Below are 23,208 nucleotides of genomic sequence, written 5' to 3' on the forward strand. Positions count from 1 at the left end.
CCACCCCCGAACCCCCCGAACCCTCGGCGGAGGCGAGGACGCGAGGACGCGAGGAGCCACCGGGGCAAAGCATGATCAGGCCGGGGACAAACCGGTGTCACGGGCACCCCGGAAGTCCGCTATTCTTCTTGCTGTCGCCGCGAGAGCGGACGACACGGCAGGTTGCCCGAGTGGCCAAAGGGAGCGGTCTGTAAAACCGTCGGCTCAGCCTACGCAAGTTCGAACCTTGCACCTGCCACACCAGCGCAAAGAGGCCCCTGACCAGCATGAACGTGGTCAGGGGCCTCTTGCTATGTGTCCGGTTGTCTACGGCTCGCGATGGCTCTCTACGGCTGATCGTTCCCAATACGTTCCCACGTGCCTACGAGGCCGTCGCGTCCCAGATACGGCGCATCGCTTCCCCTTGCTGCCCGTGGATGCACGTGGCGTAGACCCGCAAGAGCACGTCTACGCTGTGCCCTGCCCACTCGGCGACCTGTGGAGCGGGCACGCCGGCGTTGAGCCATGTGGACACGGCCGCGTGGCGTAGGGCGTAGGGCACATCCATGAGCGGTGAGGCGGCTTCCTCGGGGGTGAATGCCTTCTCTCTGGCCTCGTGGAAAACCTTCAGATAGGCGCGGTCGGTCATCTCTCCCCCTCGGGGGCCGATGAACACGCGCCCATCGGGGCCGGTGCCGAACTCTTCCAGGTGCGAGCGCAAGAGAGTGACCAACTCCGGATGGATCGGTACGGGTCGTGTCTCGCCGTCCGCTCGATGCTTGAGGGCGCGACGCTCCCGCGGCTGGCCGTTGTTAGTCCAGCGGCTACCGGCGCGCGGTTCGGCGTTGGTGAGTCGCATTTCTCCCCATCCTTCGCCGGGCAGGCTTGTCAGGTGTGCGCGGCGAATGTCTATGACTTCCTCCGGGCGTAGCGCGGCGTAGTACATGCACCCGAAAAATGCCTGCATTCGTTCGCCGCGCTTGCCGTGCTTGCGTACGGCCACGAGGAAACGGCGGGCTTGTTCCACGTTGATTACCGTACGCGGATCCACAGCGCTCATGGTCCGGGGTTTGGTCCACTTCACGCTTTTCAGCGGGTTCCCTGGCAGCGCGCCGATCTCCCGCGCGTATTCCATTGCGTTGTTGAGAACCATCCGCTTCCGGTTGGCAGTATTCGCGGCGGCCAATTCGCCGCTCTTAGTTCGGCTGATTCGATCGAGCACGGCGCGGGCGAGTGTGGCACCTCTACCGGGTTCGCTGAGCGCAGCTAGCGGAATGGTGTGTTCTTCGAACCAGCGCAGCGCTTCGGCATGCTCGGGGGACGGTTCGCTCTTGTCTCGAATGCGCGTGCTGTAAGCCCACCGGAGAGCGCCCCGGCGGGCATCCCGGGATGGTTGGCCGCTATCGCTGGTCAAGAGTGCTTCGGTGGCGTCGGTGAGCGCTTCGGCGATTCCGCGACGGTGATTCGGTGAGGCGTAGGGCCATTTCGTCTCTACGTAGGCGAGGGTGAAGGCATACCAGCTCAGGGGCGACTTCTCTCGTGCCCATGAAACGGGGCGCCCCGTGCGCATGTCGAATGCTTCACCCTCGCGTGAAGCAGTCATCAGCTTGGAGCGGAATGCGTCGGCTTGCGCCGCCTTCCTCAGGGTCTCTTTCCGCAGCTCACCCCCGACCCTCCATAGCACGCGGAATGAGGTGATGGTCCCCTTGGCGTTCTTGCGCGCCTCAATCTTGTACACGCGCACGTCGTACGTGGTGTCTTCCATCAGGCGGCAGAGTCCTCTCGGGCGTCTAGCCAGCGGTCCAGGTCGGTTCGGCGAATCCGCAGTGAGCCGTTTGGGAGGGTGATGCAACGAGGGCCGTTCTTCTTGGCTCGCCATTCGTAGAAGGTTGAACGGGAGATCTGGAGTTCGGCACATACCTCGCGAACGGTGAGCTTGGCGGCCGTGAGCATTCGGCAGGCTCCCTTCGGTTATTGCTGTGCGCCAGACAGGCAAGGGTGAACGGTGTAGGCGGGGGAAGGGCGGCGGCCGGGGCCGGTACGTGGCGGTTCGGGTTCACGCTGGATCCAGCCGAGTTGTTCGAGTAGATCGAGCGGTGTTTCCAGGTCGGCCACCTTGCGGAATCGCTTGCTGGCCACCCCGCGGAATGCCTCGCGGACGGTGAAGCGTTCGGGGCGGGTGCGTTCGAGCCAGGTGTGGACGGTACGTGCGGCTTCTAGGTCGGGGTCGGCGCCCATGGAGTCGAAGGCGGCCAGGGCGTGTGCGGTGAAGTATTCGCCGAGGGTGGCGGCGGCGTTCATGGTGTCGGCGGTGATGGGGTGTCGCCAGCCGTCGTCTATGTGCGCGGCGAGGTGGATGAGGCCGGCGATGCGGGTGACGGCGCCGTCGAATTTGCCTGCCCAGTCGGCGATGTGGCCGAGGTCGCCGGAGTCGGGGCGTAGGCGGGGTTCGGTGCGGTGGCGGTGGGCGGTGAAGACCTCGGCGGCTTGGGGGGAGAGGGTGAGTCGGGCGGGGTCGTCCCAGTCGTGCATGCCGATGACGAGTTGCCGGAGGTTGGTCTCGTATCGGTCGGTGACGTGCTGTGGTACGGGCGGGGGGTCGATGCGGCGGTATCCGACGTTGCTTTTCGGCAGGCTGTAGAGGATGCGTCCCAGGAGGCCCTTGCCGCGGAAGCCGGGCATGTTGGCGATGTCGGCGATGATCTCGGGTTGGACGGCGAGACCCAGGGTCAGCGCGGCGTGTTCTACGTGTTCGGTGCGGCCTCGCCGGTCAACGATGAGGGTGTCGCCGGCGTGGCCTTTGAGAAACAGGTCCAGGTTGGGGATTCCGGAGTAGCGGCCGGCGACGGTGGCGAAGATGCCGCCCTCGGCGCTGAGGACGGCGAGGCGTCCGCCTTGTTCGGCCAGCAGGCTGGCGGCGGCTTCGGGGGTGATGTCGTCGGCCACGAGACGCGGTTTGACCGGTATCTGGATGCTTTCCACGGCCAGTGCGGCGCTTTGGGCTTCGGCGACGGCGGACAGTGCGGCCTCGCCGCGCGCTGCTGTAGCGGCACGCGCGGCTTTATCGGCGGCTTCGACGGCGAGGCGGCGTGATACCTCGGCTTCAACGATCTGCGGTCCGACCCTGTTGAACAGGGCCTTTTCGGCTTGCCGTAGGGGTGAGGTCATGTCGCGGAACACGGCCGACTTTCGCGAGCCGGGCGGCATGGCGACCATGACGAACAGGTTGACCGGCTCGACCCACGAGCCGCGGACGTTGACCACGGCGCGTCCCCCGGCGGCGGTGGACAGTGCGGCCATGGCGACGCATCCCGCGAGGTCGAGCGGGGTTTGGGTCTCTTCGGCGACTGCGGTCATGTGGTCGGCGACCCAGGCGGGGAACACGTGCGCGGGGAAGGGCGGCAACTCGGCGCGTTGCCCGAGCGGCACGGGTGTGTCCCACACGTGCGGGCGTGCGTGCAGTTTGGCCAGCACCTCGCTGGCGCCGACCTGGTGAAGGATGGCGTCAGCGCTGATGTCGGGTCGGTCGGTGCTCATGCCGGGTCCCGGGGTTGGCGTTGCCCGGAGTCGAGCCCGGATCGGATGGTGGCGAACGCTTCACCGGCGGTGAGCCCGATGATCTCGGCGGCGATTTGGAGCGTTGTCTCGGCCAGATGGCGGGGAAGTAGTCCGCCGCCGGTGAGCAGGCCGAGGGCGAATGCCGCGGCATTGAGTGTGTCGTTGCGGGTGCCGGGCTGTGCGGTCAAGACCTGATCGATCTCGCCGCGGAGCGCTCCCAGGGCGTACCCGGCGGCGCGGTCTCCGCCTGTCTTGGCCAGTACGTCCCCCACGGAGGTACCGGCCGGTCGGGGGGCGGGCGTGGTTTGCGTCAGTCTCGTGGCCAGCCAGGCGGGCAGGGGTGCCGGGGTGGCGGGGTTGATGACCTCGTAGGGGCCGGTGCCGTCTGGCAGGTCTACGTAGCTGCCGGGGCCGACGACGTAGCCGCCGGATCCTCGTGTGTCGATCAGCCAGCCGAGGCCACGGCCGCGGTTGCCGGCGGTGTTGCCCAGTGTGGTTCCGGGCGGGGCGGTGTAGTACAGGTGGGTGCCGCCTCGGCGGGTGCGGACTTGGAAAGTCTCCAGCGTGGGGGACGGCTGTCCGGCTTCCTCGCAGACCAGGGCGAGCACGTCTGCCCCGTCGTTGACGCCGGGCCGATCCCATGCGGGCGGGGGCGTCTCGCCTGGCTTGGGGGTGTCCAGATCGAGCACCACGAGCCCGGACGGGCCGGTCGCAATCCCGATGTTGTAGGGCCGCCGCCCCCAGATCCGGCGGATGAGTTCGGGGTCGGTGGTGACGTGGCGCTCCCAGTCGGTGAAGCCCTTGAGGGGCACCTTGTTGTGCATGGTGAGGGGGAAGACGTGCCAGCCGCGGGCGGCGGCGGCCAGCGCGCAGGCGGCCAGGCGCGTCCGCGAGGTGGGTGATATGGGGTGGGCGGTGGTCACGGTCACTCCTGTCGATTGACGGCGCTTGAGCGGGCTGCGAACCGGGGCCGGACCCCCTCTTGCCGGCCTAGGAGGGCGGGCTCGTAGGCCATGGAGAGGGGGCCGTGTCATGCCGCGCGTTGCGCAAGGGTCGGCGCCGTGCCTGCCATGTGGGCGCCGAGTAGGAGTCCGTAGGCGTGGTGTGCCTGCTGGGGCACTGCGCCGTTGCCGATGATCCTCAGTTGCTCTGTACGGGGGAGGTCCAGGTCGGTGACGTGGCCAGAGGGGAGGCCCATCATCCACTCGCCGAACTCGGGGTTGAGGCGGCGGTTTCCCCGGGTGCCGGGTTCGGTGGGGCAGGGCGCGGGCCGTCCGGTGATGGTTTCCCAGCGGTGGATGGCGGGGCCGTAGTCGGTGCCGTCAGTGGCGATCCACCGTTCGTCCAGGCGTACGGCTTGGCCGGGCAGGTAGTACCGGCCGCCGCCGTCACGCTGGTTCGGCCCGCCGTGGGGGCCGTCCGACGCCTTCGGGGTGGGCAGCAGGTTGACCACCACTTCGTTCAGCGGCCGGCTGTTGACGCCGATCAGGTTGGAGGCGCCGGACTTCCAGTCCCGCGCCGCTTGGGCGAGGTGCCAGGGCCGCCAGTTCCGTCCGAAGTCGTCGGGGTCGGCATCAGCGGGATGGGCGACGCAGAACCACCGATCCCGCGCGTGCGGTGCCCCGACTTCGGGGTCACCAGCTCGTAGACATGTCCATCGCGCGTCATACCCGAGCGCGGCCAGGTCGGCGGCGACGACGTCCAGCCCGCGGGAGCGGATCGCCGCCACGTTCTCCAGGAACACGAGACGCGGTCGAAGGACGCCCACAGCCGCAGCGACGTTCTTCCAGATCTTTGACCAGCGGCCACCGATTCCGTCCCTTCGTCCGGCGTTGGAGATGTTCCGGCACGGGAACCCTGCCCCGACCACGTCCGGCCGGTAGAAGTCCCGTACCGCGTGCCAGTCGGCACCGGTGATGTCCCCCAGGTTCGGGATCCCGGGGTGGTGGGCGGCGAACACGGCCGCGGCGAACGGGTCGTTCTCGGCGAACGCCACCACGCGGGTGCCGATCCCCGCGCCGATCGCGATCTCCAGTCCGCCGTAGCCGGCGCACAGCGCCAGCACCCGTTGCGCCGGTGCCTGAATGCGGGAGGGCGTGGCGGTGAGGGGGCTCATGCGGCGGCCCTCATGCTCGCTGAGGTGCCGCCGGGCAGGTGACCCCAGTGGGCGCCGAGGATCTCGGCGTCGGCCACGATCGGCACTCCGCGGAAGGTCAGGGTCATGGCGTCTCGCAGGGCGGTGCGGAGGTGTTCGGCCTTGGCGGCGGGGGCTTGGATGATGACTTCGTCGTGGACGAACAGCCAGAGTTTGGCGGTGGGGTGGCGGGTGGCGAAGGTGTAGACGGCGGCGAGCAGGAGGTCGCGGGCGGTGGATTGGACCATGTAGTTGCCGTTTGCGTAGCCGCGGGCGGGGTCGGCGGGGATGCGGCGCCCGCTGGGGGTGGTCACCGTTTTCTCGGTGGCCAGGCGTGCGGTGTAGGCGATGACGTTCGGGTAGGTGGTGCGCCATCGGGCGATGACCTGTCGGGCGACGTCGGGGGTGACGCCGGTTTGATCGGCTAGGGCGGTGGCGCCGCCGCCGTACAGGGTGCCGAAGGTGCATCGTTTGGACACGGTGCGTTGTTCGGGGGTGAAGTTGGGGCCGTACATCAGGGCGGCGGTGGCGTCGTGGATGTCGACCCCGGAGGCGATGACGCGTTTGAGGGTGGGGTCGTCGGCCAGGGCGGCGGCTACCCGCACCTCTACTTGGGAGAAGTCGCAGGAGATCAGGACGTGCCCGGGGTCGGCGGCGAAGCACCTGCGGAGCCGGGGGTCGTGTTTCTTGAGGGTTTGCAGGGCGGGTGCGGTGATGCTCATGCGGGCGGTCTTGGCGCGCAAGGTGTTGATCTGCGGGTGGACCCGCCCGGTCGGGTCGGCGGCTTGGATGAAGGACTTCAGGTTGTGGATCAGGTTGGAGGTCCGTGCCATGGTCAGACGTGCGGCCACCAGCTTGGCCACCACGGCGGGCAGCGTGGTGGCGTGCTGCTCGGTCAGGGCGGTGAGGGTGTCGGCGGTGATCTGGAGGCGGTCGGTCGGGGTGCGGGGCATGCCGGTGATGCCGGCGGCGGTGAGTTGGGTGTCCAGCCAGGCGGCGAAGCGGGGTGAGGCGCCGCGGAAGCACAGGGCGGTGGTGATCCGCGTCTCTGCGGCGGCGTGCTCGCCCTGGACCTCGGCCAGGAGGGTTGCGGTATAGGGGCGGTCGAGTTGCAGGCCGCGGATGGTGATGGCGGTGGCGCGGGCGGCGAGCCACTGTTCCATGTGGACCAGGTGGGTGAAGGCGCGGCAGCGTGCCAGTAGTGCCGGGAGCAGGCGTCGCGCGTAGAGGGCGTCCAGCCCGGCGTAGACGACGTACGCCTCATCGTGGGTGGGTAGGTGGTTCCAGCCCCAGACCAGCCAGGCGTTACCGGCGCGGTGGCCGGATGGTGCCAGGGCGCGCATGCGGTCGTGCAGTGCGGCCTCGGCGTCGCACAGGCCGTTGTCGAGGTGGCGGGCGGTCAGTTCCTTGAGCCCGTGGCCGGCGCGTTCGTCGGGGTCGATCAGCTTGGAGATCAGGTGGGTGTCGATGACGCGCTGTCCGAGGGCGATGCCGAACACCGCCCAGAGCGCTACGGGGTCGTAGTTGGTGTGGGTGACGAACCGCCGGGCGGGGTCAGCCAGGGTGGCGCGGATCGCGGCGTTCTGGGCGGGGTCGGCAGGGTCCAGGACCCACGCGTGGGTGGCGCTGGCGAACTGGACGAGTCGTACGGTGAAGCCGGGGGCGAACTGGCGGGGGCCCTTGTCGTTGATGGCGCTGGTCTCCACGTCCAGCCCCAGCATCTCCTCCCCGGCGGTGAACGCGGTGAACGCGCGGGGGTCGAATCCGGCGGGGGTGTGGACGGTCAGGGTGTGCCCGCCGATGACGCGCACGTAAGCGGCCGGGGGCGGGGCGCTGGTCATCGGGCCTCCTGCGGGTGGCAGGCCGGGCAGGTCCACAGGACGGGGGCCGAGGCCGGGAGGACTTCCGGCGTGCGGCACCTCTGGCAGGCAGGCGGCCGGGGGCGGGGCAGGGCCGCGGCGAGCCACAGGTAACCGTCGCCGGCGAGTGCGGCGTCGCTGGCGGCGGGGTCGGCGCCCGCGGAGGTCACACCGGATATCGGGGTGTCGGTTTCGTGGTCGACGGTGAACAGGACGGCCTGATCGGCGGGTGTGGGTGTCATGGTGGTGTCTCCCTTCGTCGGAGCCTCGGGGCGGGTGGGGTGCCGCCCCGAGGCGCGTTCAGGGGCAGGGTTAGAACGGGGGTTCGTCGCCGTTCCAGGAGCTACCGGGCGCGCCCGCCGCGGCCGGGGCGGGGGTGTTGGAGGCCCACGGGTCGCTCTGCGGTGTGGCCGGCGAACTGGCGTCGCCGTTGCGGGTGGCCTTGACGGGCTTGGCGGTGGCGAAGCGCAGGGAAGGGCCGATCTCGTCAACGGTCAGTTCCACGACGGTGCGCTTGTCGCCCTCGCGGGTCTCATACGAGCGCTGGGACAGGCGGCCGGTGACGATGACCCGCGCGCCGCGGTTGAGGGACTCGGCGACGTGGTCGGCCATCTCGCGCCAGGCAGAGCAGCGCATGAACAGGGTGTTGCCGTCGTCCCACGCACCGGCTGCGCGGTTGAAGGTGCGCGAGGTCGAGGCGACGGTGAAGCCGGCCACGGCCAGGCCGCTGCCGGTGAAGCGCAGTTCGGGGTCGGTGGTCAGGTTGCCGATGATGGTGATGGTGGTCTCGCCGGACATGAGCGGGTCCCTTCCGTTGGGTGATCAGGTCAGCGGACGTTGAGCAGGCGGGTACCGGTGCGGGGGCGGCGGCCGTTGCCGGCGCAGGTGGGGCACCGGGCGTCGGAGTGGGCGAACACTCGGCTCAGGCGGTAGCCGGTGCCACGGCAGGGGCGGCAGCGAACCTCAGGGCTGCGGGTCAGCGCGTGGCGGTAGCCGACGACGGCGAGCGCGACGGCCGGGGGCAGGGCGAACAGGGCGATGGTGATGGTGGTCTCGCCGGACATGGGCGGGTCGTCCTTCCATCGGGGCGGGTCGTGCGGGACGCCGGCGCGGCATTTCACGGGGTTGTCAGGGCGTGGTGGTGAGCAGTGCGGTCAGGTGGGCGCCGTTCGCGGTCACGAAGGCGAAACCGTTGCTGGTGGGGCGGAATCGGTCCAGGCGGATGCGGCAGGTGGTGCCACGCATGTCCCGCGGGTTGCCGTACGCGGGGTAGTCCACGACGCGCTGAACGTCGTCGGAGTTGGTCAGGGTGAGGCAGGTGGCGTGCTGGGTGTCGGTCGCGGTGACCAGGACGGTTCGGCCGAGGGCGCGCTGGTCGGCCCAGATGCTTCCGGGGGTGACGACGTAGATGGCGTGGATCGTGCGCATGCCGGGGGTCCTTCCGGGGAGGGGTCAGCGGGTGCCGTTGTGGTGCAGGCGGCGGGCGTAGACGTAGAGCTGCCAGCCGATGCGGGGGCGCATGCCGGTTCCCTCGCAGGCGCGGCAGGTGCGGTTTCTGCCGGCGGGGCGGCATCGGTTGCAGGTTCCCCAGGGGGAGGCGTAGCAGAAACAGGTGTAACCGAGTGTGACGACGGGGAGGCAGAGGACTAGCAGGACGATGAGCGCGGTCATGGTGGGCTCCTGGCCGGTTTCCGTGGTTTGCGCAGGTGGGCCGCTAGGCGTTAGGGCGCTGGTAGATCAGCGGATGGGGTGCTAGCGGGGGTGCTAGGTCTAGCGGAGGCGGGCGCTAGACCTAGCACCATTTCGCGGGTCAGGATCCGGTCCCGGACCCCTGCTTTCCGTCACGCTGGGTGATTGCGGTGGTGATGTCGTCGCGGGTGATGCCGCGCCGGTTGGCGCCCTTGCCGCCGGTTTCGGGGGTGCCCCAGACCTGCCCGGTCTTGATGCCGTGCGGTTTGAGGGCGGTGGTGAGCTGGGCGGCGCGGGCGTCGGCCTCCAGCTCCATCCACGGCCCGTAGACCTCGGGCCGCAGTTCGGCGAGCCGTGCCACGACGATCTCGTTCCACACCTTGACCTCGGCTGGGCCGACCACCGACAGGATGTCGGCGAGAAGGTCGTGGGTCGGCGCCGTCACGGTGGGGCCCTCGCCGAGGGCGTGCCCGGTCAGGGTGCCCGCGGCCTTGCGCAGGGCGTGGGCGCGGTCGGCGATGAGCTGGGTTTGGGGGGTGTCCAGGTAGGCGGACTTGACCACTTTGGGCATCGGGGTGGCGCCGACCAGGTAACCGGTGCCGGCGTCGGCCTCGGGCACGAACACCGTGGCGCGGATCCCGTTCTTGTACGCGGAGGTGCCGAGGATCATGTCGTTCTCGATCTGGCCGGCGACGCGCAGGCAGTACCGGATGGACACGTTGGCGCTGATGCCGGTGGGGAGGCTGTCCTTGTCGGGGCGCTGGGTGGCCAGGATCAGCACCACGCCCAGGGCGCGCCCTAGTTTGATGATGAATTCGGCGTCCTCACCGGCCTTGGCGCCGTAGGTGGCGTGCGCGAACAGGTTCTGGCATTCATCGATGATGCAGACCAGTGGGTGAAGTCCCAGAGAGCGTTTGTCGGCGATCTGCCGGGTGACGCGCTTGTCGGGGCAGAGGTCGGGCGGCAGGGTCTTGAGCGTGGCGGCGCGGCGCATGACCTCTTTGCGCAGCAGGGTCAGCGAGTCGGCGGCGTAGGCGATGGCCTCGTCGTGGATGCCGGAGACGTACCGGTGGCACACCTTCTCGTAGGGGTCCAGGTCGCCGGTGCCCTTCAGCTCGTGGAACCATCCCTCGGTGGTGGGGTCGAGCACGATGCCGGCGCCCAGTTCGCGCACGGTGGCGGTTTTGCCCTGTCCGGGGAGGGAACCGATCAGCACGTTGTGCTGGATGAGCGGCACCTTGACGGCACGGCCTCGGGGGTCGTTGCCCAGCGGGATGCCCTTGAACACGTCGTGGATGGTGGCCTTGAGCAGGGGCGAGGTGACGATGGTCTTGGACAGGTCCTTGTCGCCGACCCACAGGATCAGCCGCCCCTCATGGATGGAGGAGTCGCCCTCAGGCCAGATGGCGCCGAGGGGCCGGCGCAGCGCACCGGACAGCCGGTCTCGTTTGTCCAGGACGTCTCCCACGGTCACGCCGTAGGGCAGGTCCAGGTCGGCGCGCCAGCCGGGGCCGTCGCGGGTGATCGGGGCGACGAACCGGATGGCGTCCTTGGGGTTCTTGGACATGGCCTGGGTGATGCCGGGGATGCTGAGCGCGGTCAACGCGCGGATGACGATGTCGCTGGTCAGCTTCTCCACCGTGGAGGCCAGTACGGCGCGCTCGATCAGCGGGCGGTCGGCGGGCTTGCCCAGGACGCCGAGGGCGGCCAGCGCCACGGCCAGCGTCCCCCACTGGGCGGCGGTCGGGGCGGCGGTCACGATCAGCGCCACGATCAGCAGGGTGATCAGCACGGCCAGCGCGATCGGGACCCGCAGCCGGACCCGCGAGTCACGCTGACGCGACAGCTTGAGGTAGATCTCCGGGTCGGCCTTCTGGACCGCGGCCACCCGCACCGGTTCGCCCTCCAGGTCGAACGTCCAGCGCACCATGCCACCCACCAGGCGGACCAGGCCGCGGGGGGAGCGGTAGGCCAGGCGTCCGGCGTACAGGGGGGTGTGGGTGAGCTGGTAGCCGGTGACGTGGGCGTAGTGCCGGCCCATCCAGCTCAGGGTGTGCACGGCCTCGGTGCGCGAGCGCAGCCACAGCGGGACGATCCGGCGGCGGGTGCTGGCCTTGCCCTCCAGTTCGGCCCACCAGTCGCGGCGCTCCCCGCCGGGCTGGTCGACCTGGACCGCGTCGCCCAGAACCCTCGCGCCGGTCGGGGTCTCGGGGTCGGTGGGGGTGGGGGCGTCCTCGGCGGGCGGGTAGGGGTGGCGTCCGGCGCGGGCGGTCTCGATCGAGACCACCTCAGCGACGGGCCCGTCATCGGGCATCTGGTCGTGGGGTTCGTCGGGGAACAGGTCCCAGTCGCGTGCGGGACGCTCGCCGGGGTCGTTGGGCTGGGTCATGATGGGGTCACCTCGTGCTCGTTCATGCGGGCGGGGTTGCGGGGCGCGGCCACTGTTCTTGGCGGATTGGGGGCCGCGTCCCGTACGGGGACGGTCGGGGGCGGGGTGCGGTCGGACCGCGTCTGGTCGGTGCGGTCGGCGGGGGTGGGGTCGGCGGTCGGACCGTGCGGTCGGTCCGCGGCGGTCGGTGCGGTCGGGGCGGGGTCGGTCGGGGGTTCGGTCCGCAACCGGGCGAGCAGTCGTCCGGCGCGGTCGGTCGAGATGGACTGGCCGGTCTGGCGGACCGCGTCGCGGAGCCGGTCGCGGGTCAAGGTGATGCCGCGTGCGTCGTGGTCGGCCACGATGCGCCATCCCAGCGGCATGAACTCGTCCACGTCCGCGGGGGAGACAGCCGTACGGCGAGGCCGGTCGGCGGGCGTCTTAACGGGCTTGGCCGTGCGGGCTGGCTTGCGCGCTGGGGCCGGGCGCGGCTGGACCGGCAGAGGTGCGGGCGGCGGGATAAGGGTGGTCGGGCGGTCGGCGGTCTGTATCGCCTGGCGCAGGGCGGTGATGGTCACGGCGATGTTGCGCTGTATCGAGGCGGCGGCCTCGGCCACCACGATCAGCAGCACCGGTCCGCAGGAGTGGATCAGCACGCCGATCCCGTCGACTCCGGCGGGGTTCATGGCGGGGGTGGCGACGTTAAGCAACCACGTCATCAGGCCGGCGGTCCAGCGCAGTGCGGTCAGCCATCCGTCACGCACGCCGTAGCGGTCCAGGGCGCGGCCACCCACCAGGGCGACGACCAACCCCATGTCCACCATCGGCGACAGCATCCAGGCGATAGCGGGGTGGACGGCGTGCGCGGTGAGCAACCCGAACACGTTGCCCGCGCCGTAGACCATGACCCCGACCGCGATGCCCCATACCGGGCGCCCGACGTTGCGGCTGGTGCGCTGCAACCCTTCGAGTTCCGCCTGAGCTTCGGCGCGGGTCAAGGTGGCAGCGTTCGCGCCGGTCATGGCCGTTCACCTCCCGCGGGGCGGCGGTCGTGGATGGAGTGCGTCGAGCGGGTCATGCCGTGCTTGCGGGTGACCTCAAGGAAGCGTTCGTCGGACTTCTGAAAGGTGGGGAGCTTCTCCCCGTGGACGGTGATGCCGGGGCGCTTGCTGGTGTCGAGCTTGCGGGGCGTCATGCGGCCACCTCCGTGGCCTCGGCGCAGTCCAGGCAGGTGCCGAGGTGGCGCGGCAGCACGTAACCGGCGTCGGTGCCGCAGTCGGGGCAGGTGCGGCGGGCGGTGTTGGCCTTGTCCAGCGCGCGAAGCTGGGCGGGGGTGGCGGTGCGCTTGGGCAGGGCGAACCGCACGTCGTACAGGTAGGCGGCGCGGACGCCGGGGGCGCCGTGCCGGCGCGAGCGCCACAACACCTGTGCTTGCACCCCCTGCCCGCCGGGGCGCAGACCGGCGGCGGTGAGCTGCCGCAGGGTGGCCAGGTGCGGCGGGGCCATCCGCCACGGCCAGGTCGGGATGCCGTACCGGGAACCGGTCGGGTCCCAGAACGCGGCGCGGATGCGACTCATCAGGCAGCCTTCCCGAGGGTGGCGTGGAATTCGCTGTCCAGGTCGGCGGCGTAGACGGCGCGCCGGCACGGGGCGCAGTGGAACAGCACCGGTCCGCCGTCCAGGGGGGCGTGGCAGCGTGGGCAGGGCTTGGCGGCGCCGGCGCGGGGCATCGTGCCGGTTGCGGGCGTGGCCGGTGCGGTCATCGCGGGTCGCCTCCCCTACCGGGCGCCACGGCGGCGGCCGTGAGGAATTCGGTGAGCATGGCCTGGTGGGCGGCGAAGATGACCCCGCGGTACGTCGCGTGGAGGTAGTCGGCCAGGATCGTGACGGTGTCGGCGCGCACCCACGCGGCCCGCTTGGCGTCGTCGGCCCCTGCCAGGGCGGGGAACGCCTCCCTGCGGTTGGTCCCCAGGTGGACTCGGGCGGGTACGGTCACCATCCACGCCTCATCGCTGGCGCGAGGATCGGGCACATACCGCGCCGGGAGCACCTGCCAGGTGACCCCGGGCAGGGTCAGCCCGGTTTCCTCGGCCAGCTCACGGATTGCGGCGTAGGCGGCGCTCTCGCCGGCCTCGACGTACCCGCCGGGCAGCGCCCAGCCGTGTCCGTCCCGTCGTTCGACCATGGCCAGCCACCGCCGCCCGTCCTGGTCGGTGGCGGTCACCACGGCGTCGGCGGCCAGTTGCTCGCCCCAGTGCCCCAGCTCGTTGCGGCCGTAGCGGATGCCGGTCGGCGCGTGGGGGTTGACCGGGCGGCCGTCGACCACACGGAACGGGATCGCGGCCTCGGCCTGCCGGATGGCCCAGTCGATCAGGGCGGGGTCGGCGATCGGGTCGGCCCACCCCTCCCGGACGCCCTTGTCGAACACGTCGGGGTGTGTGTAGGTGCGGGTCATGGCGACTCTCCTTCAGTACCGGCGCGGGCGGCGGAGGCGGGTAGTGGCCGGCTGTCGGCGGGGGGTGCGCACGTCGCCGGAGATGGAGCGGGCGTCCACCGTCAGGGCGCCGGAGGCGGCCAGCTCAGCGGGGGCGTTGATGGCGATGTCACCGGAGATCGCTGAGGCGGTCAGATTGCCGGCGTCGGTGGCGTGGACGGTGATGTCGCCCGAGACGGTGCCCAGCCGCCCCGACCCGCCGAAGTCCTCGATCCGGATGTCTCCAGAGGTGGTGACGGCGGTGACGGTCTCGGTGCGCCCGAGCCGGATGTCCCCCGAGACGGTTTGCACGTTGGCGTGGTCGGGGTAGTCGGCGCGGATGTCGCCAGAGGTGGTGTGGGCGGTCAGCTTGCGGCATCCGTCCATGTCCAGGTCACCGGAGCCCGAGGTGTGATCCACCCACTCCAGCTCACCGCGCGCGGTCACCGGCGCGGACCTGGTACGGACGCGCAGGGCCGAACCGTGCGGCAGCCGGACCTCGGCGCGCACACCCTGCATGCCGGGCACGGGCTGCCCGTTGATGAGGTTCCCGGAGATGTGCATGGTCCCGCCGGAGACGAAGATCCCGGAGGCGACGTTTCCGGTGACGATCGTGCGACCGCCGTTGCCGGTGACGACGGTCACGCTGGGCTGGCTTGTGGTGGGGACGTTGACCGTGAGCACGCGGGTCTCGGCGGTGAGCGTGGCGGCGGTCATGGCGGTGGCGTCAGGGCCATCAGCGGGGGCGGTCAGGGTGACCTCGGCGCGGTCGGTATCGGTGACGGTCACGGTGATCTGCCCGTGCGGCATGGTCAGGTCCAGGACGACAGGACCGGGCATGGGCGCGGACAGCGTCCGGGTGCTGGTGTCGTTCATCGGGCGCCCGCTCACAGCGAGATCCGGTTGGTGCGACCGCACTCGCGGCAGTCGGCGAGCGTCTCGTCCTGGTTCGGCGACAGGGGGTCGGCGGTGGTCTTCTGGCAGTAGCCGCACACCCACTGGCCGAGGCCGCCGACGTTGCACCACGAAGTGGCGACGTAGACGGGGTAACCCTCGACGTAGGACTTCCACGACTTGCGGTGAGCGGGTACGGCCTTGTCCCTGCGAGGCTTGAACGGGGTCATCACGCGGCCTCCCGCCAAGCGGCCTCGGCCTCGGCGTCGATCTCCGCGGGCGTCATACCAGCCCACACACCCGAATCGGGGCGGACCTTCAGGGCGTAGATTCCGCAGACCAGGCGGGCCGGGCAGGGTGCGCAGACCTCCCGCGCCACGGCCTCCCGTGCGGCCTGATCCTCGGCGGACTCGCCGCCCTTGGGGCCGACGTGCAGCTCGGGGTCATACACGCACTCGGCGTTCTCGGCGAGCACGCCCGGCGCACCGGCAATGGCCAGCGCCGAGGGATGAACAGGGGTGAAGGCGGCGCCGTAGGTCCAGGCCGCGGCACGGGCCAGCGTGACCAGGTCGGCGGCGTCCTCGGCGGTACCGCACACCTTGACCAGGCGGCCCTCGTACCGCTCGACGGCCGCCCATACCGGGCTGCCGCTGATGGATGTCCGCCGGTGAAGCTCAGCGGTCACCAGCTCCACGCCGACCGTGTGTCGGCGAGAAGCGCGCTGAGCCCTGGCTAATTTGCCCGTGCTGATCGGGACGGCTTCCGTCATGATGGAGGTACTCCTTATTGACTCGTACGGGTTGTGAGGAGCGAGAAGCGGTCCGTGTCTTGGCGGATGGGGGCCGCTTCTCCGCTTGCCTGGCTGAATCAGCCGAGGTTGGAAGCGAAGGTCATCAGCGCGTCGGCGACGACCGTCAGCCCGTGGAACGCGTTGGTGGCCGTCACAGCGGCCTGTGCGGGCTGGCGGATGATGAAGAACAGCGCACAGACCATGAGCAGGATGGGAACGAGCCGGCGGGGCTTCGGCGTCTGGATCATTGATGCGGCCCTCCTGTAGCGGGAGTGCTGAGGTGCGGGTCCTGTTGGGCGGCCCGCCGCACCTCGGCTCTTCAGTTGACTGTTCGACTCCGGCTTGACGGGCAGGTATGCTGCCCTTTTGAAACATCAAACGTTTGTCGATAGCCCCGATGATGGACCTGTCCCTGAGGCGTTGTCAATGAACATCAAACGTTTGGTGTTTAGGAATTTAGACTGGTAGCGCAGGAACCGGACTAACGGCATGAAAGAGGGATAAATGAGTCAGCCGGGAAAGTTGGGCTTCCGTCAGATCGCTTCGCAGATCCGGCAGGAGATCGTGAACGGCGTCTATCCGCCTGCCACGGTCTTTCCCGCTGAGCCCGTGCTTGCCGAGAAGTACGGCGCATCGCGAAGCCTGGTCAACAGGGCGATGCAGGTACTAGCCGCAGAGGGCATGATCCGCCCTCGGCAAGGGAGGGGAACCTTGGTCACCTACATTCCGCCGATGCTGCACTCGCCGGCGCGCTACTCCAGAGAAGCGCGCGAGGGTGGTCAGGCGCGCGGCGCCTTCGACGCGGAGGTGCGGGCAATCGGGCTGGAACCGCAGCACGAGATCACAACGGAAAGAGCCGTACCGCCGGACGATGTCGCCGACGCCCTCGGGCTGCCGCCGGGCGAGGAGAACGCCCTCGTTCGTCGCCGGCGCCTACTCGCGTCCAGCATTCCGGTGCGTCTGAACGCGTCGTGGTTCCCGCTGTCCATCGCCGAGGGGACGGTACTGGAGGAGGCGGGGCCGGTCATCGTCGGTGGCGTCAAGTCGGCGCTGGCCGAACTCGGCTACCCGCAGACGGAAGCAACCGAGCGCATCATCGTCCGGCCCCCTACGGACGCCGAGGCCGAAGCGCTGGAGATCAGCCCGGAGCGGACCGTTCTCGACATCTTCCACGTGGGCAAGACGGCGGATCAGCGAGCCGTGGAAGTGACCACGACCGTCACGCCGGCTCACTACCTGGTGATAGAGAACAGCTTCCCCCTCGCCTGACGTGCGGCCAGACACGACCCGATCGGAGACCATGCGATGACAGCCACACTGCCGACGCACGCGCGAGCCCTGGGATTGACCGACCCGGATCAGCTACCCGCGTACGTGTACGACCTCGCCGAACTTGACGCCCACATGGCGACCGTGCGGGCCGCCCTCGGCGACATCGAGGTCTACTACGCAGTTAAGGCCAATCCCGATCCGAAGCTGTTGCAGGTGATCGCGCCGTACGTCGATGGCTTCGAGGTGGCATCAGGGGGAGAGCTTGCCCACGTGCGCACGTTCTTCCCTGAGACGCCGATCGCGCTGGGCGGTCCCGGCAAAACAGATGCTGAACTCTTCGCCGACGTGACCAGGTTGCACATTGAAAGCCCCAGCGAGATCCGCCGACTCTTCGCGGCCGGTCGCTCCGCGGACGTGCTACTCCGGGTCAACCTCGACATCCCGATCAGCGGGGCATCCCTGGCCATGGGCGGCGGCGCCACGCCGTTCGGTATGGATCCGGCGGGCATCTCCGAGTGCATCAAGCTGCTGGCCGGCCAGGACGCGGTACGACTGCGCGGCATCCACGCCCACCTCGCCAGCGGCCTGGAAGCGCCGGCCATGCTTGAGCTGGTGTCCGCGATTCTCGATTACGCTCGGGGACTCGGTGCCACCGAGATCAACCTCGGGGGCGGCATGGCCGTGTCCTACGCCGATCCTGACGCTCGCTTCGACTGGAAGACCTACGGCGAAGGGCTAGCCGCTCTACGGCGTCCGGGCGAGACTTTCCGCATCGAGCCGGGCCGGTCCTTGTCGGTCTACTGTGGCCGGTACGTCACGCGGGTCATCGACGTCAAGCGCGTGCATGGCGAGCTTTTTGCTGTGGTGGCAGGCGGTACGCACCACATTCGGACGCCAGCGACCAAGGGGCACAGTCAGCCCATGGTCATTGAAGAGCCGGGGGAGCCGATCACGATCGTCGGTCAGCTCTGTACACCGAAGGACACCATGGCGCGACGCGTCCCGGTAAGTCTGAAGCCGGGGGATGTAGTGGAGTTCCTAATGGCCGGCGCCTACGCCTGGAACATCTCCCACCACGACTTCCTAATGCACCCGAAGCCGAACTTCCGCCACCTGAGAGGCTGAGCCATTCACCCTCAAGAGGCCCGCGACAACCTGCGGGCCTCTTCGCTGTTGCGGGAGCAAGCCAGTGCATCCACACGGACGTGCCGCACGACCGTCCTCAAGGATCTCGCGATGTGGCTTTGACCTGGCAAGACGCCCGGTCGGGAGTATGTCGATAGTCTACATGCAAGAAAGTCAAGATCAACTGAAGTTGCTGCGCTATGATCGTGGATCACGCAGAAGTATCTAGTAGCTAAGGAGACCCAACCATGGAGACCAGCTCCCCCCGATGGGCCGTCACGCTCTTCGGCACTGATGCCGACAGGATCCGCGAAGCCGCAGCTACGAGCCTCGCCGAAACAGAAGACGCGATGCTCAGCGCTCACGCTGTTGGGCGTTCGAAGCATCAGTTCGCGGCGAGCGGTGCCCGTATGACCAATCAATTCGAACGTCTACTGGACAACATCATGGAACTCGACATCCCCGGCACGCGGGTAGTTGAGCATCTTGCAGTCTTCTACAAACTAGTCCTCGTGCATGACGTGCTGCTCTTCCCTTACCGAGCTGACACGAAGGAAAGGGTGGAGCCAAGTGATAAGTGGCCAAAGAAAGTATCTAAGATAGTTAGAGAGCTGTTCGCCTTCGCGCCTGAGCGTCGATGGGAGACACCTTCTTTATTCGAAACGGGCGCGGATAATAAGGTAGAACTACGTGCCACGTTGGCAAGCTTGCCGGAAAGTACTCAGCTTGTCCTCGTCCCGTATGTGATGAACCTTTCGGGGCTTCGCGCGGCATGGTGGGGCCAGGCAGCGCTGGCAGGCAAGGGGAGCCTTCTGCAATGGGTCCATAAGCCAGAGTCGCTGCTTTCGCAGAATCAGACTAGAGCGACTGGTGTGCCCCCGTACTCGGCTCATAGCTTTGATGCTGGCGACATGCCCGAGGCAAAGATGACTGTTAGGTCTGACGCTGAGCGCAAGTTCAACGTCCCGCCCGTAACGGAACAGGAAGCGTCACACTCTGACGTTATTGAGAACAATGAAGGATAACCAGCCGTCGCTACCTGGAATTGATCAGGGTCGGGTTACTCCCAAAGTCGTCTGGGAAGGTTTCGACCCCAGTCGAGTAACTCAGGCCAGACATCTTATCGGCCTTACCAAGAAAGAAGTGGCTGAACGTATCGGCGTTTCAGCCGCAGCGGTTAGTCAATACGAAACAGGTAGCATTCGCCCGCGTCCTGAGGTGATTCCGCGCCTTGCCGAAGCATTGCGGGTACCCATTAATTTTTTCATAGCCGGGAGGCCACACGGGAAGCTGGATCCATCGATGGCCCACTTCCGAAGCTTGAGGTCCACTTCGGGAATGCAACGGAATAAAGCGCTCGGATTTGCGGAGCAGGTTTGGGAGTTGACGTACGCTCTCGAAAAGAGAGTCCAGCTACCACCCGTAGATCTTCCTGGCTTCGCTGGAGGGGAGGTCCATCCGGGTTCAGAGTTGCCTCAGAACCCGATAGAGGCTGCTAAAGCATTGCGAAGCTATTGGCAGTTGGGAAGAGGGCCGGTAACCCATATGGTGCGCCGAATGGAATCGCACGGAATCGTGGTTGTTACACCTGACGCTGACGAGTCCGCTTCTAAGGTAGATGCCTTCTCTAGTGCTAGTCTGCCGCGCCCTCTTGCCGTACTGACCCCTAATCGGTCGAATGACGTATATCGACACAGATTCAGCGCCGCTCACGAGCTTGGCCATCTGGTTCTGCACGCTGTCGCTACAGGTGAGATTCAGCAAGAACGAGAAGCCGACACCTTTGCTGCTGAGTTCTTAACGCCACGGGCAAGCGTTCTGCCCATACTTCCTCGCCGAATCGATTTTTCGCAGCTTATTGCTATTCAGCGTACGTGGGGCGTCTCTATCCATTCGCTGATATACAGATATCGAGAGTTTGGCCTGGTATCTGACGCGACCACTAGCCGAGCGTACCAGCGTTTGCGAGGTCTCCAGGGACAATCTGGATTCAGTCCGGAATCCACTGATGGCTACCCAGGGGAGCAACCGACCATGCTTCGGCGTGCATATGAGCTGGCTGAACAGCATGCCGGACTGACTGTCCCTCAGCTCGCATCAGAGTTGGCATGGGAGCCTGTTCGAGTCCGACAATTGTTGGGAATGAATAATATTCGCCCGGTTTTGCGAATAGTCTAGTATGAAGATGGAAGATGGGGGACTGTGAAAGCTTCTTCAGAGTCCCCCATCCGCATATTTCCAGTATTTCTAGCCCTGTCTGTCACTAGTGGGGTTCGTGTGCCTTTCTCGAATCTGGCCTTAAAGGATCGCTGTCCCATCAGGCCGAGGTCCATGAAGGACTAGGTAAGAATTAGGCTGGTCGGGTATCTTTTCGTGTCGCATATAGAAAACGCGACCCGTGATATCGATGTAGCGCCCTAAGCTATTCCGATGCATCCATGCCTCTTCGCTTACCCAATCTCGGCGAACTCGCTTGTGTTGTGGATTCCTTTTTCGGTCATTCATTAAAGGGTTCTCGGAGTAGATGGCGACGCTTTCTGCGGCATCTGCTTGGTCTCGATTATTGTAAAGCTCAACCTCGATTCGAACGACCCTGTGCCACCACCGTTGAGTGAGGGCATGCCGTTTTAGGCGTCTGCCGAGGTTCTCCGTGATGCCGATGTAGATGAGTTGATCACCGATTCCGTATAGGCGGTAGAGAGTCGTCGGGACTTGGATGGAGAGATTCATGGGGAGGATGATGCCAGGCGACACCGACATCCGTGTGGTCTGTGACGAACCTGGTAAGTTCTCCGCTGGTGGCCAGGGCAATCGAGCGCTGGCTGCCAGGCGCGGGACGTGGTACTAGATAGGTGATCCCATCTTGTGCTGATCGGGTGTGTCATGCTGCTTTGGCGCTACGGTAGTGCTGACTAGCATGATGCTCGGTGAATGGGCTGACGATCGCGCAGCGTAAGCGCGTGAGTGGGAGCTGTGGAACTATAATCTGCTGACGGAACTGACAGAGCCGACAGAGTCCGTGCCGGGGCGTGTTCGCGCACCTCAGTGGGCGACGCGTATCGTCGGACCCTACCCTGACAGAATTTGACAGAATTAGCCGCATGCCTGACACAATGGATTGCTCGACCATGCCCGGCTTTGCCGCCGAGGGCTGGATCGGATTCTGTCAGGTATTCTAGCTATTTTGTCGGATTTTGTCAGATAGCCTCAGACGCTATCCGAGCGTGGGTCTGATCTCGACGAACGTCGCGCAACCGTGGATTACGTCGGTTCCGTCAGTTCCGTCAGGAATCCTGGTACCCGAGTCGATAGCCTGCCGCCTCCGGAGACAGCGATTCGTAGGGCGATCCGACGCGCTAGAAGGCGCTGTGGCGGTCGCGCGGCGTTATCTCAGAGGTAACGTGTGGCCGCGAGCTTCACGCTCATAGAGGGGCGCTGAGACGTGAGTGTTTCCCGATGTGTTCCCATCGGCCGACGAGAACACACAAGCTTGCAGGTCAAAGTGTTTTTGGGCTTGGTCTGTAAAACCGTCGGCTCAGCCTACGCAAGTTCGAACCTTGCACCTGCCACACCAAGCAGAAACGGCCCTTGACCAGCGTAAATGCGGTCAAGGGCCGTTCTCGTTGTGTCCGGCTGGGATCGGGTCTCTACGGCTGGCTGTGCCCAATGCGTGCCCAAGGATTCACGGGGCCGTGGCGTCCAGGATCCGGCGCATGGCCTCCCCCTGTTGCCCATGGATGCACTTGGTGTAGACCCGCAAGAGCACGTCCACGCGGTGCCCGGCCCACTCGGCGATCTGAGGCGCGGGGGCGCCCGGCGTTGAGCCACGTGGACATCGCCGGGTGACGCAGGGCGTAGGGCGCATTCATGAGCGACGATGCGGCTTCCTCTGGGGTGAACGCCTGCTTTCGAGACTCGTGAAAGACCTTGAGGTACGCGCGATTAGTCATCTCACCGCCTCGCGGGCCGATGAACACTCGCCCATCAGGGCCGGTGCCGAACTCCTTCAGGTGGGAGCGAGTCGCGCCACCAGGTCAAGGTGAATCGGTACTGGGCGCGTCTCACCGTCCGCGCGGTGCTTGAGCGCCCGGCGCTCTCGCGGCTGGCCGTTGTTGGTCCAGCGGCTGCCGGCGCGTGGAAGCTCCCGCAGGATCTCGCGCACCGTATGTATGTAGCCGAGACGCGACAATCAGCGACATCGTACTAATTCGCTATCTTCCTCGAGGTAACGCAACGCCCTAGCTTGGAAATGGCCAGGACGGGAGACGGCAGGGGCCGAGCACTACGCGACTGCGGAATGATACTTACGAATGAGCCTGATCGAGGAGCGCGCCAATGCTAAGCGCAAGTTCTGGCCGATCTCGTGACGCGGCGGTGCGACTCGAACATGTGAACCAATCGTAGTAACGGGAGTGTGGATTTCTCCCGTAGATAGCTTGCGTGGCCGCCCTATCGCTTGCGTCTTTTCGTTATTAGAAATATTAACGCCAGGCATATTATGTGTCGCCATCCAATAAGCTCTGTGGCGTGCGCTAGGGCGCTTGTTGGCTTAGCGGTTCTTGGACGAAGGCGCTTCGGCTGCTTTTCGTTGATCTCCAATAAATGTTGCTCTGTTGAGTTGTTGACGAGTACGGGCTTTCTTGACTTCCTATACCAAATTATCATGTAGCCCAAAGTAAAGCTGAGCCCGCTGCCAATCCACCATGGATACAGTAGCTGGGTAGCCTTTGATGCCAGGCAATCAGCCATGCGTGTTGCATCGCGTACGTCCGGGCAGAGCTCCCAGCCGAGCTGTTGCTGTACCGGAAATGCGGCAATTAAAAGAGCGCTCGCGCCGATCACAGCACCTGTTGCAGCGGCTCTAAGCAGGGCAGTCAGCCAGTGTGTCGGTCTTTCAAATCTAAGGAATCCCCCGATGGTTAATAATAGCAGAGTGCCGATTATCGTGGTGGAAGTATCCCAGCCTCCATCTTCGGATAGAGTCGCAAGGCTAATGCTGATTGGAATTGCAATCAACGCCGCTGGATCGATCTTTGAATCATTAGTACGTGTAACCATGAGGATACG

The 23,208-nt window shown here is 66.7% G+C and carries 27 protein-coding genes and 1 tRNA gene; 5 read left to right on the forward strand and 23 right to left on the reverse strand.

Annotated features, from left to right (window positions below; genetic code table 11):
* The first annotated feature begins 156 nt into the window (after positions 1–156).
* Positions 157–238 (forward strand) — tRNA-Tyr (locus NYZ98_RS09715).
* Positions 239–361: 123 nt separating this feature from the next.
* Here the strand turns inward: NYZ98_RS09715 and NYZ98_RS09720 are convergent.
* The 21 genes from NYZ98_RS09720 to NYZ98_RS09820 form a co-directional block, all read right to left on the reverse strand.
* Positions 362–1,744 carry a tyrosine-type recombinase/integrase gene (locus tag NYZ98_RS09720; protein WP_262842251.1) on the reverse strand — a complete coding sequence of 461 codons (1,383 nt, stop codon included), beginning with the start codon at positions 1,742–1,744 and terminating at the stop codon, positions 362–364.
* Complete coding sequence (locus NYZ98_RS09725) at positions 1,744–1,932, reverse strand: helix-turn-helix transcriptional regulator (protein WP_262842252.1); 189 nt, start codon at positions 1,930–1,932, stop codon at positions 1,744–1,746. Before NYZ98_RS09725 ends, NYZ98_RS09720 begins: the two co-directional genes overlap by 1 nt.
* A gap of 18 nt (positions 1,933–1,950) precedes the next feature.
* The gene (locus tag NYZ98_RS09730) at positions 1,951–3,516 is read right to left on the reverse strand and encodes a YfjI family protein (protein WP_262842253.1); all 1,566 of its coding nucleotides are present in this window, start codon (positions 3,514–3,516) and stop codon (positions 1,951–1,953) included.
* Complete coding sequence (locus tag NYZ98_RS09735) at positions 3,513–4,460, reverse strand: bifunctional DNA primase/polymerase (RefSeq protein WP_262842254.1); 948 nt, start codon at positions 4,458–4,460, stop codon at positions 3,513–3,515. Before NYZ98_RS09735 ends, NYZ98_RS09730 begins: the two co-directional genes overlap by 4 nt.
* A 107-nt stretch (positions 4,461–4,567) precedes the next feature.
* Positions 4,568–5,653 carry a DNA cytosine methyltransferase gene (locus NYZ98_RS09740; RefSeq protein ID WP_262842255.1) on the reverse strand — a complete coding sequence of 362 codons (1,086 nt, stop codon included), beginning with the start codon at positions 5,651–5,653 and terminating at the stop codon, positions 4,568–4,570.
* Positions 5,650–7,512 (reverse strand): DNA polymerase, encoded by a 1,863-nt coding sequence (locus NYZ98_RS09745; protein WP_262842256.1) that lies wholly within the window; start codon positions 7,510–7,512, stop codon positions 5,650–5,652. The genes NYZ98_RS09740 and NYZ98_RS09745 overlap by 4 nt, the downstream gene beginning before the upstream one ends.
* Complete coding sequence (locus NYZ98_RS09750; protein ID WP_262842257.1) at positions 7,509–7,772, reverse strand: hypothetical protein; 264 nt, start codon at positions 7,770–7,772, stop codon at positions 7,509–7,511. The genes NYZ98_RS09745 and NYZ98_RS09750 overlap by 4 nt, the downstream gene beginning before the upstream one ends.
* Before the next feature lie 70 nt (positions 7,773–7,842).
* Positions 7,843–8,328, reverse strand: coding sequence for a single-stranded DNA-binding protein (locus NYZ98_RS09755; RefSeq protein WP_262842258.1), 486 nt, complete (start codon positions 8,326–8,328; stop codon positions 7,843–7,845).
* Positions 8,329–8,357: 29 nt separating this feature from the next.
* Entirely contained in the window at positions 8,358–8,594 is a 237-nt protein-coding gene (locus tag NYZ98_RS09760; RefSeq protein WP_262842259.1) for a hypothetical protein, read from the reverse strand.
* 64 nt (positions 8,595–8,658) lie between these two features.
* A complete protein-coding gene (locus NYZ98_RS09765) occupies positions 8,659–8,958 on the reverse strand; it encodes a hypothetical protein (RefSeq protein ID WP_262842260.1) in 300 nt (99 codons plus the stop codon).
* A 24-nt stretch (positions 8,959–8,982) separates the two neighbouring features.
* Entirely contained in the window at positions 8,983–9,201 is a 219-nt protein-coding gene (locus NYZ98_RS09770) for a hypothetical protein (RefSeq protein ID WP_262842261.1), read from the reverse strand.
* A 139-nt stretch (positions 9,202–9,340) separates the two neighbouring features.
* The gene (locus NYZ98_RS09775) at positions 9,341–11,608 is read right to left on the reverse strand and encodes a cell division protein FtsK (protein WP_262842262.1); all 2,268 of its coding nucleotides are present in this window, start codon (positions 11,606–11,608) and stop codon (positions 9,341–9,343) included.
* The gene (locus tag NYZ98_RS09780; protein WP_262842263.1) at positions 11,605–12,609 is read right to left on the reverse strand and encodes an MFS transporter; all 1,005 of its coding nucleotides are present in this window, start codon (positions 12,607–12,609) and stop codon (positions 11,605–11,607) included. The genes NYZ98_RS09775 and NYZ98_RS09780 overlap by 4 nt, the downstream gene beginning before the upstream one ends.
* Positions 12,606–12,782 carry a hypothetical protein gene (locus NYZ98_RS09785; protein ID WP_262842264.1) on the reverse strand — a complete coding sequence of 59 codons (177 nt, stop codon included), beginning with the start codon at positions 12,780–12,782 and terminating at the stop codon, positions 12,606–12,608. The genes NYZ98_RS09780 and NYZ98_RS09785 overlap by 4 nt, the downstream gene beginning before the upstream one ends.
* Positions 12,779–13,165 carry an RRQRL motif-containing zinc-binding protein gene (locus NYZ98_RS09790; protein ID WP_262842265.1) on the reverse strand — a complete coding sequence of 129 codons (387 nt, stop codon included), beginning with the start codon at positions 13,163–13,165 and terminating at the stop codon, positions 12,779–12,781. The genes NYZ98_RS09785 and NYZ98_RS09790 overlap by 4 nt, the downstream gene beginning before the upstream one ends.
* Positions 13,165–13,350 (reverse strand): hypothetical protein, encoded by a 186-nt coding sequence (locus NYZ98_RS09795; protein ID WP_262842266.1) that lies wholly within the window; start codon positions 13,348–13,350, stop codon positions 13,165–13,167. Before NYZ98_RS09795 ends, NYZ98_RS09790 begins: the two co-directional genes overlap by 1 nt.
* Positions 13,347–14,042 carry an NUDIX domain-containing protein gene (locus NYZ98_RS09800; protein WP_262842267.1) on the reverse strand — a complete coding sequence of 232 codons (696 nt, stop codon included), beginning with the start codon at positions 14,040–14,042 and terminating at the stop codon, positions 13,347–13,349. The genes NYZ98_RS09795 and NYZ98_RS09800 overlap by 4 nt, the downstream gene beginning before the upstream one ends.
* A gap of 12 nt (positions 14,043–14,054) precedes the next feature.
* Positions 14,055–14,936, reverse strand: a complete 882-nt coding sequence (locus NYZ98_RS09805; protein WP_262842268.1) for a DUF4097 domain-containing protein — start codon at positions 14,934–14,936, stop codon at positions 14,055–14,057.
* Between the two features lie 11 nt (positions 14,937–14,947).
* Positions 14,948–15,184: a hypothetical protein gene (locus tag NYZ98_RS09810; RefSeq protein WP_262842269.1), complete on the reverse strand. Its 237-nt coding sequence runs from the start codon at positions 15,182–15,184 to the stop codon at positions 14,948–14,950.
* Positions 15,184–15,639, reverse strand: a complete 456-nt coding sequence (locus NYZ98_RS09815; protein ID WP_262842270.1) for a WhiB family transcriptional regulator — start codon at positions 15,637–15,639, stop codon at positions 15,184–15,186. Before NYZ98_RS09815 ends, NYZ98_RS09810 begins: the two co-directional genes overlap by 1 nt.
* Before the next feature lie 182 nt (positions 15,640–15,821).
* Entirely contained in the window at positions 15,822–15,992 is a 171-nt protein-coding gene (locus tag NYZ98_RS09820; RefSeq protein ID WP_214415358.1) for a hypothetical protein, read from the reverse strand.
* 256 nt (positions 15,993–16,248) lie between these two features.
* Between NYZ98_RS09820 and NYZ98_RS09825 the strand changes: the two genes are divergently transcribed.
* From NYZ98_RS09825 to NYZ98_RS41505, 4 genes are all read left to right on the forward strand, one after another.
* Entirely contained in the window at positions 16,249–17,013 is a 765-nt protein-coding gene (locus NYZ98_RS09825; protein ID WP_262842271.1) for a GntR family transcriptional regulator, read from the forward strand.
* Between the two features lie 36 nt (positions 17,014–17,049).
* A complete protein-coding gene (locus NYZ98_RS09830) occupies positions 17,050–18,141 on the forward strand; it encodes an alanine racemase (RefSeq protein ID WP_262842272.1) in 1,092 nt (363 codons plus the stop codon).
* Between the two features lie 248 nt (positions 18,142–18,389).
* The gene (locus NYZ98_RS09835; RefSeq protein ID WP_262842273.1) at positions 18,390–19,166 is read left to right on the forward strand and encodes a hypothetical protein; all 777 of its coding nucleotides are present in this window, start codon (positions 18,390–18,392) and stop codon (positions 19,164–19,166) included.
* Complete coding sequence (locus NYZ98_RS41505) at positions 19,156–20,319, forward strand: helix-turn-helix domain-containing protein (RefSeq protein WP_380707194.1); 1,164 nt, start codon at positions 19,156–19,158, stop codon at positions 20,317–20,319. Before NYZ98_RS09835 ends, NYZ98_RS41505 begins: the two co-directional genes overlap by 11 nt.
* A gap of 120 nt (positions 20,320–20,439) precedes the next feature.
* On the opposite strand, the gene NYZ98_RS41510 is transcribed toward NYZ98_RS41505, so the two are convergent.
* The gene (locus NYZ98_RS41510) at positions 20,440–20,901 is read right to left on the reverse strand and encodes a GIY-YIG nuclease family protein (RefSeq protein WP_380707196.1); all 462 of its coding nucleotides are present in this window, start codon (positions 20,899–20,901) and stop codon (positions 20,440–20,442) included.
* A 1,689-nt stretch (positions 20,902–22,590) separates the two neighbouring features.
* On the reverse strand, positions 22,591–23,199 hold the full coding sequence (locus NYZ98_RS09845) for a hypothetical protein (protein ID WP_262842274.1): 609 nt from the start codon (positions 23,197–23,199) through the stop codon (positions 22,591–22,593).
* Positions 23,200–23,208 lie beyond the last annotated feature (9 nt).

The organism is Sphaerisporangium corydalis (assembly GCF_025506355.1).
GTDB lineage: Bacteria > Actinomycetota > Actinomycetes > Streptosporangiales > Streptosporangiaceae > Sphaerisporangium > Sphaerisporangium corydalis.

Bases quoted from the DNA above. Each gene is read 5' to 3' on its own strand.
- NYZ98_RS09770 (WP_262842261.1), bottom strand. From the start codon at position 9,201: ATGACCGCGCTCATCGTCCTGCTAGTCCTCTGCCTCCCCGTCGTCACA.
- NYZ98_RS41510 (WP_380707196.1), bottom strand. From the start codon at position 20,901: ATGTCGGTGTCGCCTGGCATCATCCTCCCCATGAATCTCTCCATCCAA.
- NYZ98_RS09800 (WP_262842267.1), bottom strand. From the start codon at position 14,042: ATGACCCGCACCTACACACACCCCGACGTGTTCGACAAGGGCGTCCGG.
- NYZ98_RS41505 (WP_380707194.1), top strand. From the start codon at position 19,156: ATGAAGGATAACCAGCCGTCGCTACCTGGAATTGATCAGGGTCGGGTT.
- NYZ98_RS09745 (WP_262842256.1), bottom strand. From the start codon at position 7,512: ATGACCAGCGCCCCGCCCCCGGCCGCTTACGTGCGCGTCATCGGCGGG.
- NYZ98_RS09785 (WP_262842264.1), bottom strand. From the start codon at position 12,782: ATGACGCCCCGCAAGCTCGACACCAGCAAGCGCCCCGGCATCACCGTC.
- NYZ98_RS09795 (WP_262842266.1), bottom strand. From the start codon at position 13,350: ATGACCGCACCGGCCACGCCCGCAACCGGCACGATGCCCCGCGCCGGC.
- NYZ98_RS09820 (WP_214415358.1), bottom strand. From the start codon at position 15,992: ATGATCCAGACGCCGAAGCCCCGCCGGCTCGTTCCCATCCTGCTCATG.
- NYZ98_RS09765 (WP_262842260.1), bottom strand. From the start codon at position 8,958: ATGCGCACGATCCACGCCATCTACGTCGTCACCCCCGGAAGCATCTGG.
- NYZ98_RS09805 (WP_262842268.1), bottom strand. From the start codon at position 14,936: ATGAACGACACCAGCACCCGGACGCTGTCCGCGCCCATGCCCGGTCCT.
- NYZ98_RS09775 (WP_262842262.1), bottom strand. From the start codon at position 11,608: ATGACCCAGCCCAACGACCCCGGCGAGCGTCCCGCACGCGACTGGGAC.
- NYZ98_RS09780 (WP_262842263.1), bottom strand. From the start codon at position 12,609: ATGACCGGCGCGAACGCTGCCACCTTGACCCGCGCCGAAGCTCAGGCG.
- NYZ98_RS09720 (WP_262842251.1), bottom strand. From the start codon at position 1,744: ATGGAAGACACCACGTACGACGTGCGCGTGTACAAGATTGAGGCGCGC.
- NYZ98_RS09750 (WP_262842257.1), bottom strand. From the start codon at position 7,772: ATGACACCCACACCCGCCGATCAGGCCGTCCTGTTCACCGTCGACCAC.
- NYZ98_RS09755 (WP_262842258.1), bottom strand. From the start codon at position 8,328: ATGTCCGGCGAGACCACCATCACCATCATCGGCAACCTGACCACCGAC.
- NYZ98_RS09835 (WP_262842273.1), top strand. From the start codon at position 18,390: ATGGAGACCAGCTCCCCCCGATGGGCCGTCACGCTCTTCGGCACTGAT.
- NYZ98_RS09790 (WP_262842265.1), bottom strand. From the start codon at position 13,165: ATGAGTCGCATCCGCGCCGCGTTCTGGGACCCGACCGGTTCCCGGTAC.
- NYZ98_RS09810 (WP_262842269.1), bottom strand. From the start codon at position 15,184: ATGACCCCGTTCAAGCCTCGCAGGGACAAGGCCGTACCCGCTCACCGC.
- NYZ98_RS09725 (WP_262842252.1), bottom strand. From the start codon at position 1,932: ATGCTCACGGCCGCCAAGCTCACCGTTCGCGAGGTATGTGCCGAACTC.
- NYZ98_RS09825 (WP_262842271.1), top strand. From the start codon at position 16,249: ATGAGTCAGCCGGGAAAGTTGGGCTTCCGTCAGATCGCTTCGCAGATC.
- NYZ98_RS09845 (WP_262842274.1), bottom strand. From the start codon at position 23,199: ATGGTTACACGTACTAATGATTCAAAGATCGATCCAGCGGCGTTGATT.
- NYZ98_RS09730 (WP_262842253.1), bottom strand. From the start codon at position 3,516: ATGAGCACCGACCGACCCGACATCAGCGCTGACGCCATCCTTCACCAG.
- NYZ98_RS09740 (WP_262842255.1), bottom strand. From the start codon at position 5,653: ATGAGCCCCCTCACCGCCACGCCCTCCCGCATTCAGGCACCGGCGCAA.
- NYZ98_RS09760 (WP_262842259.1), bottom strand. From the start codon at position 8,594: ATGTCCGGCGAGACCACCATCACCATCGCCCTGTTCGCCCTGCCCCCG.
- NYZ98_RS09830 (WP_262842272.1), top strand. From the start codon at position 17,050: ATGACAGCCACACTGCCGACGCACGCGCGAGCCCTGGGATTGACCGAC.